This is a genomic window from Clostridium aciditolerans, from assembly GCF_016316925.1.
Taxonomy (GTDB): domain Bacteria; phylum Bacillota; class Clostridia; order Clostridiales; family Clostridiaceae; genus Clostridium_AM; species Clostridium_AM aciditolerans.
In genome coordinates this window covers 24,891-40,388 of record NZ_JAEEGB010000045.1, presented here as the reverse complement: position 1 = coordinate 40,388, position 15,498 = coordinate 24,891, and the positions used below count along the sequence as shown (strand labels likewise).

Sequence of the window (15,498 nt, the reverse complement as noted above, 5' to 3'; positions counted from 1 at the left end):
AAGCCTGTAAACAACAAATCTTGTCTACAGGCTTTAATTACCTATAATCTTATCAAGTGATTCTTAGGTTCAGATGGAGTTGCTTATAAGGATGACTTTCTCCATCTGAACCTTAGAAGAACTTATCCAGGCGCGTAGCAGTGCTTATCCCCCAGTTAAGCAGAGAGCCTAAATCTTAAGCAGGCATCCAAAATCTATGATTTTGAGATGATCGCTTACACAGCGTGCTGATTTAGTGCGAATCGCTTACTCCTTCGACAATAGGAGAAGGAGTTTCATACAAAGAATGGAGGTGTTAGCAATGGTAGCAATCGGATAAAACTTTTCTTAATTGTTTTAATAATAATACCCCTACTATTGCAGGAATAATTTGCCCTATACATATGCTTATAGCTAGTACTTTATATGGAACATGTATTAAAAGTGATAGCCAAATTGGAACTACAAGTCCTGGTATAAAAACTATAGGAAGTGTTACAAACCAGTCATTTAGATTAAGTTTCTTAATCAAATAAGCAAGTCCTGAAGCCAATATTCCAACTGCTGCTCCACCGACCATATCAAAAATTCCAAGTCCCCCCATTAGTGTGTTGCTAATAAGGTTTGCTATTCCCATTGGTACAATTAAAAATGGAAATATTCCACCTAATGCATATAATGAAGTGGCAATTCTAATTTGATACTGTCCAAAGGCAAAACTTTGTGTAAAATACATAACTATTACATACATTCCGATAACAAGCCCAGAAATGACTAATTTTTTTATAGAAGATATATTTTTATCTTTAACAACATTAATTTGCATATTGACTCTCCTTTTAACTATATAAAAACTAACTGACCGCCTAGCAACCCTATAGATTATATTCTATAGGATCTTTATATCCTGCTTCCTTAAAAGCCTTTAATCTTAACATGCAGCTATCACAAGTTCCACAGGCTAAAGCTTCTCCCTTGTAGCAGGACCATGTTAAGCTATAATCTACTCCAAGCTCCATACCGAGCTTTATTTCTTCAGCCTTTGTCATATTAAGAAAAGGAGCATGTATTTTTATTTTTCTTCCCTGTTCTACCGCACAAACAGTTCCATGATTGATTGCATTTTCCATGGCATTTATAAATTCTTCTCTACAGTCTATATATCCGGAGTAGTCAACCTCACTTACACCTATGAATATATCCTGAGCGCCTATAGCTTCTGCATAGGATGCAGCATAAGCTAAAAATATCATATTTCTTGCTGGAACATAGGTAACGGGTATGTCTTTACTATCCTCTTTTCCCTCAGGAACCTCTATATTTTTATCAGTTAAAGCAGAGCCTCCCCAAACGTTCATGTTAGTAGTAACAATTACATGTTCTTTAACTCCTGCTTTTTCCACTACATTTTTAGCACAATTAAGCTCTTTATCGTGCCTTTGCCCATAATCAAAGGATACCGCATAAACTTCAAAGCCTTCTTTTTTAGCTAAATAAACTGCCGTACTAGAATCCAAGCCTCCAGACAACAAAACTACTGCTTTTTTCATTACAATCCCATCCTTTCAGCATAATAACAACATCCTAAAGCTCCATTAAATTGAGCATCTTGTAAATTTATTATTTCAGCATAATCTTTTTGCAAATATGTTTTTAAAGCATTATTTCTTGCTACTCCACCTGATAAAACTAAAGTCTTACCATAAAACTTTTTAAGCAAAGGTTCTAATCTTTTATATAAGGAATAATTTACCCCTGCGCAGAGTCTATTCATATCGATTCCCTCAGCAATTTTTCCTATAAGCTCCGATTCTGAAAAAACTGCACAAGTTGAGTTCAGTTCTACTGGATTTTCATAGTATTCAAACATATCATTTAAGGGCATTTCAAGAACATTTGCCATATTTTCTAAGTATCTTCCACAGGATGCAGCACATTTTTCGTTTAACTCTAAATCTGTTATGATTCCTTTTTCAACCTTAACTACCTTTACATCCTGTCCACCTACATCTAAAAGAATAAAATCTTTAAGCTCTGTTTGAAATAGTACTCCATAGACATGAGCTTTTATCTCATTTATAGGAGTAAAAAAACTTAAATCTGTATTATTTCTTCCATAACCAGTGGATACTGCTGAATCTATTTGTCCTACATCTAGTTTGTCAATATTAACTATTATTTTTCCATCGAAACTACAGTAATCTCTATAAAAAGACATAGTACTTATCTTAAACCTTTTTATTATTTTTTTATCATCTAACAGTACAAGCTTTACTTCTCTACTTCCTAAATCTATACCAAGTCTTCTCACATCTTCACCTTCTTTATTATCTGCATTAAGCTATTTTTGAAATTTTTTCAAGTCTAACAACATATCTAAAAATGCCTCGAGCCTAAGCTTTGTTCTCGCATCCAAAAAATTCAACTTATCTCCTTCTACATTAAGTACAGGAATATCTAGCTGCTTTTTCATTACTATGTCTTCTATTTGTCTGTAGCAAAAAGCCTGAGTATAATGTATTATTCCATCTATTTTTCTTTCTTTTATTTGCTTTTTTATATCCTTTAATCTAAATTTAATATCATAAGGGTAAGTATAATCATAATACTGTTCATATATATTTTCCGCTTTATCAGCCCTTGGGAAAGCAAATTCTCTTTGAACTTCATTGTATACAAAATGAGCATCAAAATTTTCAACATAATCATATATATCACAGGTCATTGGCGGAACACCTATATATCCAAGTCTTATTTTTTTATCAATAGGGCTTCTTTTTTCTATTTCTTCAATTTTTTCACGAAGCTCTTCCTCAAATTTATCTACATTACTATTAAAATCACTGCAGCTTACCTGATATAAGTGGTTTTCAAAACCAGACACCTTGTTATTAATAAAGGTAAGCTCATCTAATTTTCTTGCCTTAGCTCTTGCTTTATTTAACCTTTTTCTTATCTTCTCAACATCACTTAAATTTACATCAAACATATCCATGAAGTTATCTAGTGATCTTTTAACATCCTCTAATTTACGTCCATGTGGATATGCAAAAGGGTAAATTTTAACTCCCTGCATATCTAATACTTCCTCAAGCGCCTTTGTATTAGAGCAGTCGCCTTCTGTAACTCCCACTAGTTCTTTTATTTCATGCTCAACACATACTCCATACATACCTTTTTTCCAAGCACAGCAGCTTTTTGGGAATCCTTTCCTTTCAGCTATATCAATATACTTAGAGTAATCTTCTGATGTAACAAAAATATTATTAAGATCAACAACTTCATAGTCAGCAGCAATTAAGATTTCTATAGGTACTGTAGTCGTTACTCCAATCTTTTTCATAGTTCACCTCGTTGGGATATTGTTCATATTTAACCAATAAAAAAAGGGCTTAGCCTGCCCTAAAAAATACGAAATTAAACTAAAATGACCAACAAAAAATAGAAAGAGGCACTCCGCCCCTCATATACAAACAATCTACTAGTCTTAATAGTTAATTCCATAGTTTTGTTTATAGACAGGATGGTTACGAACTGTCTTATTCGGTTTTATAAATCTTAGTATATTTTAATATACCTACATAAGTTTGTCAAATGGCTTCCCTTCCTTCTTTCGAAAAAATAAGCACAAGTATTTCTACTAGTGCCTTTGTGAAATATATATTTAATTATAAGGGGACAGCTATTTTCTCTAAGTCTTTATTAACTTAGGACAATTATTATTATAAATGGTAATTGTTACATTATTGTGTCGTCTAAGTTAAATAACTATTTATTTTATTAACGTTTTGTAAAATAAATAACCACCTGAAGTTAATAAATACTTTTTTAGGAAAGCTACCAATATATTTATATAGATTCTATCAAAAAAATTTTTATAAATCCGTAACATTTTTCATCCTAGTACATATTATAGTACTGTATGTAAGAATTTTATGGAGGTACATTAATGTACAGAAACGAAAATTTAGATTCTAATCAAAATCTTAATGAAGTAGTTAGTCCAAATCTTGATGAAACTCGTCGTCATCATCATCACCATCATCATGGCCATTATAAACATCATCATTTCGGAATGTGTTGTCCTATGATGTTCTGTTGCCCAATGATGCATGGTCAGCAAATGATGCCTCATCAGATGATGCCATCACAGGTTTCCCCTGCTCAAATGATGCCTACTCAAACAATGCCGTATAGCATGGAACATAAAGAAAAATGTAAATGTATGGATCATATGAAATATAGAGATGATGAGGATGATAACGCTGATGAGGATTTCAGACAATATTATCATCGCCCTTACCACCATCATTATTATCCATATTATCCGTATTACCCTTATTATCCATATTATCCTTATCATCCATATTATCCTTATCATCCATATCACCACTATCACCATCGTTAATAAAAAACTCTATCTAGTATGTACTAGATTAACTAAACATAACTGCAGTTTAAGCTGCAGTTATAATTTTTTCACTATTTTCTTTGGAAAATAGTGAGCGCCTACGTCCATATTAGTACTATGAAAAGGATGTACATAATGTACTTTTCAATGATTTACTTTATTAATTTTCTGAAAATTAAGAGGAATAAATAATGTATTTGTAGAATGGAGTAAATATACATTATTTTAAGGAGGAATTTTTATGAAATCATTGAAAGGTACAAAAACTGCTGAAAACTTAATGAAGGCATTTGCAGGAGAATCCCAAGCAAGAAACAGATATTCATATTATGCTTCTGCTGCAAAAAAAGAAGGATACATACAAATTTCTAATTTATTTATAGAAACAGCTGAAAATGAAAAAGAGCACGCGAAAAGATTTTTTAAATTTCTAAATGAAAACTTAAAAGGAGAAATAGTAGAAATAAATGCAGCATTTCCTGTTTCTCTAGGAGATACTAAAACAAATCTTCTTGCAGCGGCAAAGGGTGAGAATGAAGAATGGACAGACCTTTACCCTGAATTTGCAAAGACTGCTGAAGAAGAAGGTTTTCCCGCTGTAGCAGCGGTTTTTAATAAAATAGCTGAAGTAGAAAAGCACCACGAAACAAGATATAGAAAATTACTTGATAATTTAAATAATAATATGACATTTACAAAAAATGAAACTGTTTTATGGAAATGTAATAACTGTGGATACATCCACGAGGGTGAAAGCGCTCCATTAGCATGTCCTGCTTGTGCACATCCACAAGGATATTTTGAAGTGTTTGTAGAAAATTATTAAAAAAATCATCTCAAAACATACTTTTATGAAGGATTTATTGATAATCCTTCATATTTTTTTAAAACCTCCTGAATATTATAGTAATGTAGTTTACTTATCTGGAGGTATATTCATGTATCGAAATGAAAACCAAGACCCTAATCAAAATGCTAATCAAGAAATCAATCAAAATTTAGATGATACTCGTCACAAACATCATCACCACTGCAAACATGATTATGAAATGTGTTGCCCTATGATGTATTGTTGTCCTATGATGTGCGGTCAGCAAATGATGCCATCACAGGTCTCTCCTGCTCAAATGATGCCGACGGAAATGGATTATAAAGAAAAATGTAAGTGTGAGGATCATATGAAGTATAGAGATTATGATGACAGCGATGATGATGACGAATTCAGACAATATCATCATCGTCCATATTACTATGGTTATCCACCTTTCCCATTCTTTATGTTCTATCCATTCTATTAATCTCATGGATGATTATAAACTTTATTAACAATGTATAACTTTAACATAGAGATAATTGAGTTTTATATCTCAATTATCTCTTAATATTTTTAGAATACTTCCTCGGAATAAAATTGAATCTTTGTTCCATCTCTATATATTAATTGAAATTCATAAAATTGGCTTCTATCAGTATCCTTATATTTAATATTTTCAACATCTTCATATTCAATTACAAACCTTCCCTTTTCATCTGATATACTTACATTGCTGTATTTAATGAAACTACTGCTAACCCTACTCTTTTTAACTCCTTCTGAGAATTCAATTGACTTTAGCTGCATACAAGTTATACAACTGCAATAATCTGAATTCATTTTAATTACAATTTTTTTGCCAATAAAGGAATTTAAAAGTTCTTCTAACTGTTCACGTGTCATTACGTACCTCCCATTACTATTCTATATTATTTAAAATTATTTTCATTTATCCGATCGCTGCCATTGCTAACACCCCCATTCTTTGTATGAAACTCCTTCTCCTATTGTCGAAGGAGTAAGCAATTCGCACTAAATCAGCACGCTGTGTAAGCGATCATCTCAAAATCAGCACTCTGTGTAAGTGATCATCTCAAAATCATAGATTTTGGATGCCTACTTAAGATTTTGGATGCCTGCTTAAGATTTAGGCTCTCTGCTTAACTGGGGTGATAAGCACTGCTACGCGCCTGGATAAGTTCTTCTAAGGTTCAGATGGAGAAAGTCATCCTTATAAGCAAACTCTATTTGAACCTAAGAATCACTTGATAAAACTAGACTATCTAAAACTATATATTATCTATTTCGCTTATAATATACAATTTTGAAGAGTATAACTATCTACTTATTGAAAAATTAAAAATAAAAAGTCAGATAGTGTATTGTCCTATCTAACTTTTTTACTTAATTACATAATATAATGTATAATACTTTATTATTTGGTTAATATTTAAATAACAGTCTAATACTGTTATAGTTATTTGACTCCCCATTTAAATATATCATATACAAAACAGCTCTAATAAGAGTTGTTTTGTTTTTTTATAAAAACTTCATTACCTATTTAAGATTTTCAAGTTTTATTTTTAAACTTATAGCTTGTTTAACCTCTTTTAGAGCACCATCAATTTCCGAAGTGTATTTCTTTCTTTTTTCTCCATCTTCAATAATATTGCCTGCTAGACTTTCTAATATATTTATTTTCTCAAGCTCAATTTTATAAAAATTATATCTATCTAAGCAGTCATTTATTATTTTATTTTGAACTTCAATTAATTCATCAATAGCCTTTCTCCTAAGATCCTGCCCATTTATCTCTTGAAGTATGTCCATACATCAATACCCCCTTTACTATTAAAAAAATAATTTTAGATTATTATTTAATTTATTTATAATGCAGCTAATTTGTGATATTTATGTACTAATTTTCATAATGGAAATAGTTATCAATATTTTATATTCAAAATAGGCCTTGTTTATTCTTTTAATTTATAAGTATATAAATTAATTTTCAGTATTAAAATTTTATAATTTAAAAGGAGGGTGTCCCCTCCTTTTCTTAGTTTAAATACTACTTTCTTCTAACTATAGCATCAGTCATAACTGCAGCTCTCTTATTTTCTTTTATATCGTGTACCCTAACAAAATCATATCCCTTCATAATTCCTATAACAGTAGTGGCAACCGTACCTTCAACTCTTTCGTCCGATGGTAAGTCCAAAGCATTTCCAATCATCGATTTTCTGGAAGTTGCCAAAAGCACTGGATATCCTAATTTATTTAGTTCTTCTAAATTATCCATTACAATTAAATTTTCTTCATAATCCTTTGCAAAGCCTATACCTGGATCTAATATTATATTTTCTGGTTTTACTCCAGCCTTTAATGCTATGTTTACACTTTCCTCCAAATCCTTTAAAACATCTTCCATAAGGTTACTATAATTCCTATTGTCTCTATTATGCATTAAGCAACAGGGCACTTTGTACTTCGCAGCTACTTCTGCAATATATGGATCTTTCTTAAATCCCCAAACATCATTTATTAATGCCGCCCCTTCTTTTATTGCCATCTCTGCAACTCTACCTTTATAGGTATCAATTGATATTGGTACATCTATTTCCTTGGACAATGCTCTAATTACAGGAATGACTCTTTCTAATTCCTCTTCCTCTGATACAGGCTTATGATTAGGTCTTGTAGACTCTCCCCCTATATCTATTATATCTGCACCTTCAGCTACCATTTCCTTAGCATGATTTATTGCTATCTCTATATCGTTAAATCTTCCACCATCAGAAAATGAATCTGGGGTAACATTAAGTATCCCCATTATGTAGGTTCTTTTACCAAGTTCAAAGTCTTTTTTTCCTATTCTCATTATTTTTGTCATAGTATTCCTGGCTAGCTGTGACTTTATATATAGGGAAACAAACTAGATATAAGTTAACTTACCGACAAGTGACCCTATAATCCTCAACTAATATTCCAGATTCCCTCCTTGTTAATATTTTTCTTTTATATAATTTTCATAATATTGTCTTATATTTTCTATAATAATATTGTCTTGAAACTCCTTATTACACAGAGTTGATACCTTCATAATTCCCATAACGCTATTAGTTAAAAAAATACCATCAGAAGCTACTAAATCTTCTTTTTGAAATTTTCCTTCTACTACTTCAAAATTGTTTATAATGAATTTTCTTACTGTTCCATTAAGCAATCCGCAATCAACAGATGGCGTATATATTTTTTCGTTTTTAATAAAATATACATTTGAAATACTACCTTCTGCCAAGTTATCTTCCGTATTTAAAAATAATACTTCATTATAACCTTCATCAATGCATTTATCGTGTTCCAAAATATTTTCAAGATAATTTAGTGACTTTAAATAAGTCATTGTTGAATACTTATTTCTTCTTATAGAACTTATTTTTACACTAAAGCCTTTTTCATATTGTTCTTTTGAATAACTGTTTTTTCTATCAGTGAAAATAACATTTTTCTCTGTGGCCACTAATTTTAAAATACAATCTGTACATTTTAATTTATCTATCGCATATATTACATCATCTTCTTCTATGTATCTATTAATCCCTATAACTTTAAGGTCATTATTTATTCTATTCAAATGCTCTTTAAGAAACACTGGCTTATTCTTAACTAATATGGTTTCAAAAAGTCCTCTTCCAAAATAAAAACCTTGATCCAAAAAAACTTTTTGCCCCTCTATCAGTTCCCCATTCAAAACTATCATAAGTATTATCACACCTTTTAAGAATTTTGCGACGCAATATTTTTATTTTACGAATTGCAGCTATAGCACTCTCATCAAAGCTTTAGCCTTATCTAAAGTTTCTTGATATTCATCTTCTTTTAGAGACTCCCATGTAATTCCTCCGCCAACTCCAAGATAAGCTTTTTTGTCTTTCATAAGTATAGTTCTTATAACTATGTTGAAGTCAGCATTTCCGTCAAATCCGAAATATCCTATACATCCTGTATATATGTTTCTTCTTGTAGGTTCTAATTCTTCTATAACCTCCATAGCTCTAACTTTAGGTGCTCCAGTTATAGACCCTCCTGGAAAACAAGCTTTTAAACAATCTACTGCAGTATATTCATCTCTAAGTTCTCCTACTACAGTAGACACTAGATGGAATACTGTGCTGTATTCTTCTAATTTGAATAATTCCGTAACTTTTACGGAAAAAGGCTTACAGACTTTACTCAAATCATTTCTCTCTAAGTCTACAATCATCAATAATTCTGATTTATCCTTTTCACTATTTATAAGCTCCATCTTATTTTTCAAATCTTCTTCACAATTTTTTCCTCTGGGCCTTGTACCCTTAATAGGTCTTGTCTCAACAATATTACTTTTTATCTCTAAAAATCTCTCTGGTGAAGATGATACAATGCTGAAGTCCTCAATATTCATAAATGCTGCAAAAGGTGCTGGATTTATGTGTCTTAAATTTTTATAAACCTCATAAGGATCTTTTGTTGTATCACAACAAAATCTTTGAGTTAAATTGGTGATGTATATATCTCCAGTTCTTATATACTGTCTAACCTTTTCTACAGTATCTATGTACTCGTCTTTACCAAAGTTTGATGTGAATTCTGTATTGCTTTTATTTAATTCATCATATTTAACCCTGTTCCCTTTTAATATTCTATTTCTTATTTCTCCAACACTATTTTCACTTGACTTTAATATCCCTAAACCAGTAATATAGGTTTTCTTTTCTAGATTGTCAACTACAATAGCATTATCATAAAAATAAAAATAACAATCAGGTATTTTTACTTCTTCTAAAGCCATAATAGGAAACTTCTCTATAGTTCTCCCTAAATCATATGAAAAGTATCCAATAGCTCCTGCTATATATGGAAGTTCCGTATTATTTTCTACTTTATATATATTAATGAGCTTTTTAAGTTCTTCAAAAGGTTCTCCACTAACTTTTTCTCCATTTATAGTGCATATTTTTTCTTCATATTTAAATGTAGTAAAAGGGTTTAACCCTACAACGGAGTATCTTCCTAAATTTTTATATGCCATAGCACTGTCTAGAATCGAAGCTGTTTTATCCTCTTTAAATAATGAATATATATCAAAAGCATCTAGCTCTGTTTTTATTTCTTCAACCAAAACCTGCATATAACTATCCCCCAGTTCATTTATTTTTATCTAAGATATCCTCCAAAAATATACTAGCATACTATCTATTTATTTTTTTGAAGATACCTAAACTTATTAAATTCTCTTGCTTCTTCTAAAAAGCTTTTAAGCATTTGGTGTCCGAACTCTGTAAGTTCTGCTTCAGGATGAAACTGCACACCTTCAACAAGGTATTCCTTATGTCTAATTCCCATCACCACTCCATCAGAAGTTTCGCAAGTTACTTCAAGGCATTCTGGTATGGTCTTTCTATCTATTATCAAGGAATGATATCTTGTAACCTTCACTGGGTTTTTAATTTTTTTAAATACTCCACTATTTTTATGATAAACTTCAAACACCTTTCCATGTACAGGCTCCTCACCTTTAACTATATTTGCATTAAAGGCATATCCTATACTTTGATGTCCAAGACATATTCCTAGAATGGGAATCTTGCCGCTAAATTTTTTAATTACGTCTACACAAATACCGGATTGTTCAGGTGATTTAGGCCCTGGTGAAATTATAATTCCTTCTGGCTGCATCCTCTCTATATCTTCTAAAGTTAACTTATCGTTTCTACAGATTTTAACGTCTTCTTTTAGTTCTTCTAAATATCTTACCAAGTTGTACACAAATGAATCATAGTTGTCAATCATCAGAAACATGATCTTCCTCCTCGATATTAAATTATGCTATTTGTGAAAATGTTATCTATCTACATTATATCATTTTATTACAAATTATGTTATTCTGGACAGTCAAAAGTTCTATAAAAAAGTTAACCCTTTTAGGTAAAAGAAGGAATTATACCTACACTAAATGCTATTGAAGATAATTACAGTGATTTTTTAATTTTTAAAACTTTCTAAAATGTAATATTACAGTTAGGTAATGCCTTTTTCAGCTTCTCTTTCTCCTCATCACTAATTGGATTTCCAGCTAAATTAAGTTGAGTTAATTTAGTTAATCCCTTTAAAACACTTACATCACTGATTTGATTATTACTTAAATCGAGTTCACGTAGATTACTTAATTCCTTTAATGCACTTATATCATTTATTTGGTTACCATCTAATTTAAGAAGTATCAGCTTATTCAAACCTCTTAAACAACTTATATCACTTACTTCACTATTTTCAAGATCTAAAAACTCTAAACCAGTTAAATTTTCAATGCCAGTAATATCTTTTATCTTTGTATCGTCATCAGCTTTGATACATATGCTAAACATATATTGAACATCTTCTTTATAAAGACTACGTTTAAGTTCATACGTCTCATCGCCTAACTTTCCCATGCGATTTACTTCATCTCTTATATTCTTTTCAAAATTTGTATCTTTAAATATTATCTTTCCTGCATCTAAATCTTCCAAGTATTCTAAAGTTGATTTGCTAATTCCAGCCTCTCCACCAAGCACCTTAAATTTACTAAAGTGCTGTGATCTTATAAAATTCAATGTTTCATCACTAGGCTTATCTCCTACCAAAATTATTGGATTCCCATTTAAGGCTGCTGGAGCTGACCCACTTAATGCATCTGCAAATTTTTCTGAATAAGCTAGATATGCACTGTTTAAATCCAACTTGTCTGCAAAAGCCTCTATAATCTTTATATTATTTTCATATGTATTTGTTCCAACTATCCTTTCTACACTCGGAAAATTAGATATTACTTCATCGCTGATTACAGAACTGCCACCTAATACATAAGTCTTAGGAATACTTTTACTCGAAATAAAATTTTTAACTGAAGTAGGTATTTTATCTTTTGGTACTAGTATAATAGGCATATTCAATTTGCCCGCCATTGGTGATGCTGAAAGTGCAAATATAAAGTCGTCATCTATACTAACAATAATTCCATTATCAGTTCCTATTTGTTCTGCTACTTTTACTGAAGTTTCATTTCTATCTTGCCCGCTGTATCTTGTAGTCTGTATTCCTAAGCTCTTTATAGCTTGTTCAACGCTTTTGTTTACCACAAAATCTCCACCAACTATAAAAACATTTTTTACCTTAAGTCTCTTCAACTCATTTAATGTATTGGTATCAAGCTTATTCGATTGAGTAAGTAAAATAGGTGCATTATACTTTTTAGCTAAAGCTGATGCACTCAATGCATCTGGAAAATTTTCTCCGTTAACTATTACTGCATAATCAGAGCTTGTCCATTGATCATTTACAACCTCAGCGCAGGTTTCATACCTGTCGTTCCCCCATAACCTTTTACTCTCTATCAAAGACTCAGCTTTTGCAGGTGTCGCAACTGCAAGTACTAATGCTAGAACTAATCCATAGATAAAATTCAATTTTCTTTTACACATATAAACCTATCCTCTCTTGCTATTCTTATTAATACCTAACTTTTTATGTATTCCATAAATAAAAGAATTTCTTTGGAAATGCCAGCAAAACCACAAGTTTAATTTTAATAGTTGTAATATCTTTAACATCATACTTATGAAGATCTCTTTGTTGTTTATTTGATACCTCCCTTACCTCTTTAATGCACTACCCCCCCAATATGTATAGTTTACTACATATTGGGGGGTAGCTGAAGTAAAATTCCAAATATTTTGAAGCTATTTTGTTATGTCTTTAACCAATGTTTTTATATCCACGGTCTTATTTAGCATTCCATTTTCCTTTAGAAAATCTTGAGTTTTCTCCAATTCTTTTATGTCCTTATCTGTAATTTGCGGATTAAAATCATACCAGTTATACATTTCCTTAACCTTATCTATTGATATATTAGTTTCCTCTGAAGCTAATTTATATGTTTCTTCTGGGTTATTTTTCATAAAATCCAAGCTCTTTTCATGAACATTCATATATCTTTTAGCTATATCTAAATGTTTATCTAAAAAATCACCTCTTGCAGCTATTACTATACTGGCATCTAATATCCCTTCACCGGTAGTAACTATTCTAGCTCCTTTTTCTAGAGCCTGTGGAACAGCTGGACCTGCCACAAGAGCCACATCAACACTGCCAGACATTAAGGCAGAAACACCTTGAGGTATTCCCATATTTACAAACTGCACGTCTTCAATTTTCATATTTTCCTTCTGTAATGCTCCAAGAAGAAGTTGGTGCAGTATAGTTCCTTTAGGTCCTGCTATCTTTTTCCCTTTTAAATCCGATACTGTCTTTATTGAAGGGTTCTTCGTCATTATTGTAAATGCCTTTGGCGCTCTGCTGTACATACCTATTATTTTAATATTTACTCCATTAGCAGCAGCCATAATAACAGAGGTTGCTCCTATTGCATTACAAAAATCTAAAGATCCTGCTGCTACTGCTTCTGTCATTTTTGATCCCTCTGTAATTTCAGGGAAAGTTACTTTTATGTCGTCCTTTGAAAACTCATTTTCAAATAAGCTCTTCTTCTTTTCAATTATAGATGGTACATTCAAAGGAGCCTTTACATAAGAAATATTTATATTTTTAACCTTCTCTACTGATTGTTGTTTATTCTTATCGTCCTTTGAACCTTGAGTTGAAGCACACCCTGTTAATGATGCAATAATTAGTAGCATGCAGCTAAATATAATACCTGCCTTATTTAGAATTTTCATCTACATTATCCCCCTAATTTAAAAGAGGCTGTCTCAAAATGAATTTTAGCTACAATATATTGCACTATTTTTCTACTTTGAGACAGTTTCCTATATTTATATTACAGTTTAGAATCTTAGATCTCTTTCACCTTTTTCTATCCTTGCAAGCTTTTCTATTGTTTCCCTGCGAACTCTTTCATCTGGAATATTTAATAAATTCTTTTCTATAGTTTCTACTCCAACAGCACGTAATTCCTCATCTGCATAATCTATTAAATATTCTTTAAATGTTAATATTGCATTAGGTAAACAGAAATTGTGTATTGTGCCACTCTTTGCAAACTCCATAAATCTATCGCCAGTTCTTCCAGCTCTATAGCATGCAGTACAATAACTTGGAATATAACCGGATTTACAAAGATTTTTAAGAATTTCAGATGGTGTACGATGATCAGCTACTTCAAATTGAGGCTTTTCATCAGAATGCTTAAGTGCATTCTTCTCTGAATAGCTTCCAACCCCTACACATGAACCAGCACTTATCTGTGATATTCCAACTGATATAACCTTATCTCTAAAGTTTGATTCTTCTCTAGTTGAAAGAATCATTCCAGTATACGGAACTGCAAGTCTTAAAACTGCCACTATCTTTATAAACTGTTCATCTGTAATTAAATATGGAAACTCTTTAATGTCTACTCCATCTGCAGCTCTTAATCTTGGCATTGATATAGTATGTGGACCAACCCCTGTTGCTTTCTCAAGATGTTCAGCATGCATAAGCATAGCCACAGTATCATATTGATGATCATACAAACCATAAAGTACACCTATTCCTACATCATCAATACCTGCAGCTCTTGCTCTATGCATAGCTGTGGTATGCCAGTTATAATTATGTTTTGGTCCAGTAGGATGCAATTTTTCATAAGTTGGTTTATGGTATGTTTCTTGGAAAAGTGTATATGTTCCTATTTCTGCGTCTTTTAATCTCTCGTAATCCTCTACAGTAGTAGCTGCAATGTTAATATTTATACGTCTAATACTTCCGTTCTTAAATTTCATTGAATAGATAGTTTTAATACAGTCGATTATATAATCTAAAGAACAATTTTTAGGATCTTCTCCCGCTTCCAGCACAATTCTTTTGTGACCTAGAGCTTCGATGTGTTCTATTTCTTCTTTTATCTCATCCATAGTTAACTTTCTTCTTGGAAAATCTTCATTCGAACACTTATATCCACAATATTTACATCCGTTAACACAATAATCACTTACATAAAGTGGTGCAAATAGCACTATTCTGTTACCATAAATAGTTTCTTTTATCTTTCTTGCAGCACTAAACATTTCCTCCAGTATTTCTTTGTCCTCAATATTTAATAATACCGCTGCTTCCCTATGTGTAAGTCCCTTACAACTTTTTGCCTTTTCAATAAGACTCATCACATACTCTCTGTCATTTGCCTTTTTCTTTCCCTCTTCTATAGACTCTCTTATCTCTGAGTCTATAATAAACTCCTCTGCTAAATACTCTCTCATTTTTATTCCTC

16 protein-coding genes are annotated in these 15,498 nt (G+C 31.5%); 3 read left to right on the top strand and 13 right to left on the bottom strand.

Annotation, left to right across the window (positions count from 1 at the left end; all coding sequences use genetic code 11):
- Positions 1-295: 295 nt before the first annotated feature.
- From I6U51_RS22670 to I6U51_RS22655, 4 genes are read right to left on the bottom strand one after another with little or no spacing between them, the layout of a single operon-like run.
- Positions 296-805: a QueT transporter family protein gene (locus I6U51_RS22670; protein WP_211144829.1), complete on the bottom strand. Its 510-nt coding sequence runs from the start codon at positions 803-805 to the stop codon at positions 296-298.
- A gap of 49 nt (positions 806-854) precedes the next feature.
- Positions 855-1,529 carry a 7-cyano-7-deazaguanine synthase QueC gene (gene queC / locus I6U51_RS22665; RefSeq protein ID WP_211144828.1) on the bottom strand — a complete coding sequence of 225 codons (675 nt, stop codon included), beginning with the start codon at positions 1,527-1,529 and terminating at the stop codon, positions 855-857.
- Positions 1,529-2,290, bottom strand: a complete 762-nt coding sequence (locus I6U51_RS22660; protein ID WP_211144827.1) for an acyl-CoA dehydratase activase — start codon at positions 2,288-2,290, stop codon at positions 1,529-1,531. Before I6U51_RS22660 ends, queC begins: the two co-directional genes overlap by 1 nt.
- A 30-nt stretch (positions 2,291-2,320) precedes the next feature.
- A complete protein-coding gene (locus I6U51_RS22655; RefSeq protein ID WP_211144826.1) occupies positions 2,321-3,322 on the bottom strand; it encodes a 2-hydroxyacyl-CoA dehydratase family protein in 1,002 nt (333 codons plus the stop codon).
- Positions 3,323-3,928: 606 nt separating this feature from the next.
- Here I6U51_RS22655 and I6U51_RS22650 point away from each other — a divergent pair.
- The 3 genes from I6U51_RS22650 (at position 3,929) to I6U51_RS22640 (ending at position 5,688) form a co-directional block, all read left to right on the top strand.
- On the top strand, positions 3,929-4,387 hold the full coding sequence (locus I6U51_RS22650; protein ID WP_211144825.1) for a hypothetical protein: 459 nt from the start codon (positions 3,929-3,931) through the stop codon (positions 4,385-4,387).
- A 244-nt stretch (positions 4,388-4,631) separates the two neighbouring features.
- Positions 4,632-5,216, top strand: a complete 585-nt coding sequence (gene rbr, locus I6U51_RS22645) for a rubrerythrin (protein WP_211144824.1) — start codon at positions 4,632-4,634, stop codon at positions 5,214-5,216.
- A 112-nt stretch (positions 5,217-5,328) separates the two neighbouring features.
- A complete protein-coding gene (locus I6U51_RS22640; RefSeq protein WP_211144823.1) occupies positions 5,329-5,688 on the top strand; it encodes a hypothetical protein in 360 nt (119 codons plus the stop codon).
- A gap of 89 nt (positions 5,689-5,777) precedes the next feature.
- On the opposite strand, the gene I6U51_RS22635 is transcribed toward I6U51_RS22640, so the two are convergent.
- From I6U51_RS22635 to hydG, 9 genes are all read right to left on the bottom strand, one after another.
- The gene (locus tag I6U51_RS22635; protein WP_211144822.1) at positions 5,778-6,107 is read right to left on the bottom strand and encodes a hypothetical protein; all 330 of its coding nucleotides are present in this window, start codon (positions 6,105-6,107) and stop codon (positions 5,778-5,780) included.
- Between the two features lie 657 nt (positions 6,108-6,764).
- Positions 6,765-7,037 (bottom strand): hypothetical protein, encoded by a 273-nt coding sequence (locus I6U51_RS22630; RefSeq protein WP_211144821.1) that lies wholly within the window; start codon positions 7,035-7,037, stop codon positions 6,765-6,767.
- A gap of 238 nt (positions 7,038-7,275) precedes the next feature.
- Positions 7,276-8,085: a dihydropteroate synthase gene (gene folP, locus I6U51_RS22625; RefSeq protein WP_211144820.1), complete on the bottom strand. Its 810-nt coding sequence runs from the start codon at positions 8,083-8,085 to the stop codon at positions 7,276-7,278.
- Between the two features lie 123 nt (positions 8,086-8,208).
- Positions 8,209-8,967 (bottom strand): aminotransferase class IV, encoded by a 759-nt coding sequence (locus I6U51_RS22620; RefSeq protein WP_211144819.1) that lies wholly within the window; start codon positions 8,965-8,967, stop codon positions 8,209-8,211.
- Between the two features lie 60 nt (positions 8,968-9,027).
- A complete protein-coding gene (gene pabB / locus I6U51_RS22615; RefSeq protein ID WP_211144818.1) occupies positions 9,028-10,377 on the bottom strand; it encodes an aminodeoxychorismate synthase component I in 1,350 nt (449 codons plus the stop codon).
- 65 nt (positions 10,378-10,442) lie between these two features.
- Positions 10,443-11,048: an anthranilate synthase component II gene (locus I6U51_RS22610; protein WP_211144817.1), complete on the bottom strand. Its 606-nt coding sequence runs from the start codon at positions 11,046-11,048 to the stop codon at positions 10,443-10,445.
- A gap of 200 nt (positions 11,049-11,248) precedes the next feature.
- A complete protein-coding gene (locus I6U51_RS22605; protein WP_211144816.1) occupies positions 11,249-12,709 on the bottom strand; it encodes a cell wall-binding repeat-containing protein in 1,461 nt (486 codons plus the stop codon).
- A gap of 258 nt (positions 12,710-12,967) precedes the next feature.
- Positions 12,968-13,963 (bottom strand): ABC transporter substrate-binding protein, encoded by a 996-nt coding sequence (locus I6U51_RS22600; RefSeq protein ID WP_211144815.1) that lies wholly within the window; start codon positions 13,961-13,963, stop codon positions 12,968-12,970.
- 108 nt (positions 13,964-14,071) lie between these two features.
- Positions 14,072-15,487, bottom strand: coding sequence for a [FeFe] hydrogenase H-cluster radical SAM maturase HydG (gene hydG, locus I6U51_RS22595; RefSeq protein ID WP_211144814.1), 1,416 nt, complete (start codon positions 15,485-15,487; stop codon positions 14,072-14,074).
- Positions 15,488-15,498 lie beyond the last annotated feature (11 nt).

Coding starts and splice junctions, on each gene's coding strand:
- folP (WP_211144820.1), bottom strand. CDS start 8,085: ATGAGAATAGGAAAAAAAGACTTTGAACTTGGTAAAAGAACCTACATA.
- I6U51_RS22605 (WP_211144816.1), bottom strand. CDS start 12,709: ATGTGTAAAAGAAAATTGAATTTTATCTATGGATTAGTTCTAGCATTA.
- I6U51_RS22620 (WP_211144819.1), bottom strand. CDS start 8,967: ATGATAGTTTTGAATGGGGAACTGATAGAGGGGCAAAAAGTTTTTTTG.
- queC (WP_211144828.1), bottom strand. CDS start 1,529: ATGAAAAAAGCAGTAGTTTTGTTGTCTGGAGGCTTGGATTCTAGTACG.
- I6U51_RS22640 (WP_211144823.1), top strand. CDS start 5,329: ATGTATCGAAATGAAAACCAAGACCCTAATCAAAATGCTAATCAAGAA.
- I6U51_RS22655 (WP_211144826.1), bottom strand. CDS start 3,322: ATGAAAAAGATTGGAGTAACGACTACAGTACCTATAGAAATCTTAATT.
- pabB (WP_211144818.1), bottom strand. CDS start 10,377: ATGCAGGTTTTGGTTGAAGAAATAAAAACAGAGCTAGATGCTTTTGAT.
- rbr (WP_211144824.1), top strand. CDS start 4,632: ATGAAATCATTGAAAGGTACAAAAACTGCTGAAAACTTAATGAAGGCA.
- I6U51_RS22650 (WP_211144825.1), top strand. CDS start 3,929: ATGTACAGAAACGAAAATTTAGATTCTAATCAAAATCTTAATGAAGTA.
- I6U51_RS22670 (WP_211144829.1), bottom strand. CDS start 805: ATGCAAATTAATGTTGTTAAAGATAAAAATATATCTTCTATAAAAAAA.
- I6U51_RS22635 (WP_211144822.1), bottom strand. CDS start 6,107: ATGACACGTGAACAGTTAGAAGAACTTTTAAATTCCTTTATTGGCAAA.
- I6U51_RS22600 (WP_211144815.1), bottom strand. CDS start 13,963: ATGAAAATTCTAAATAAGGCAGGTATTATATTTAGCTGCATGCTACTA.
- I6U51_RS22610 (WP_211144817.1), bottom strand. CDS start 11,048: ATGTTTCTGATGATTGACAACTATGATTCATTTGTGTACAACTTGGTA.
- I6U51_RS22630 (WP_211144821.1), bottom strand. CDS start 7,037: ATGGACATACTTCAAGAGATAAATGGGCAGGATCTTAGGAGAAAGGCT.
- hydG (WP_211144814.1), bottom strand. CDS start 15,487: ATGAGAGAGTATTTAGCAGAGGAGTTTATTATAGACTCAGAGATAAGA.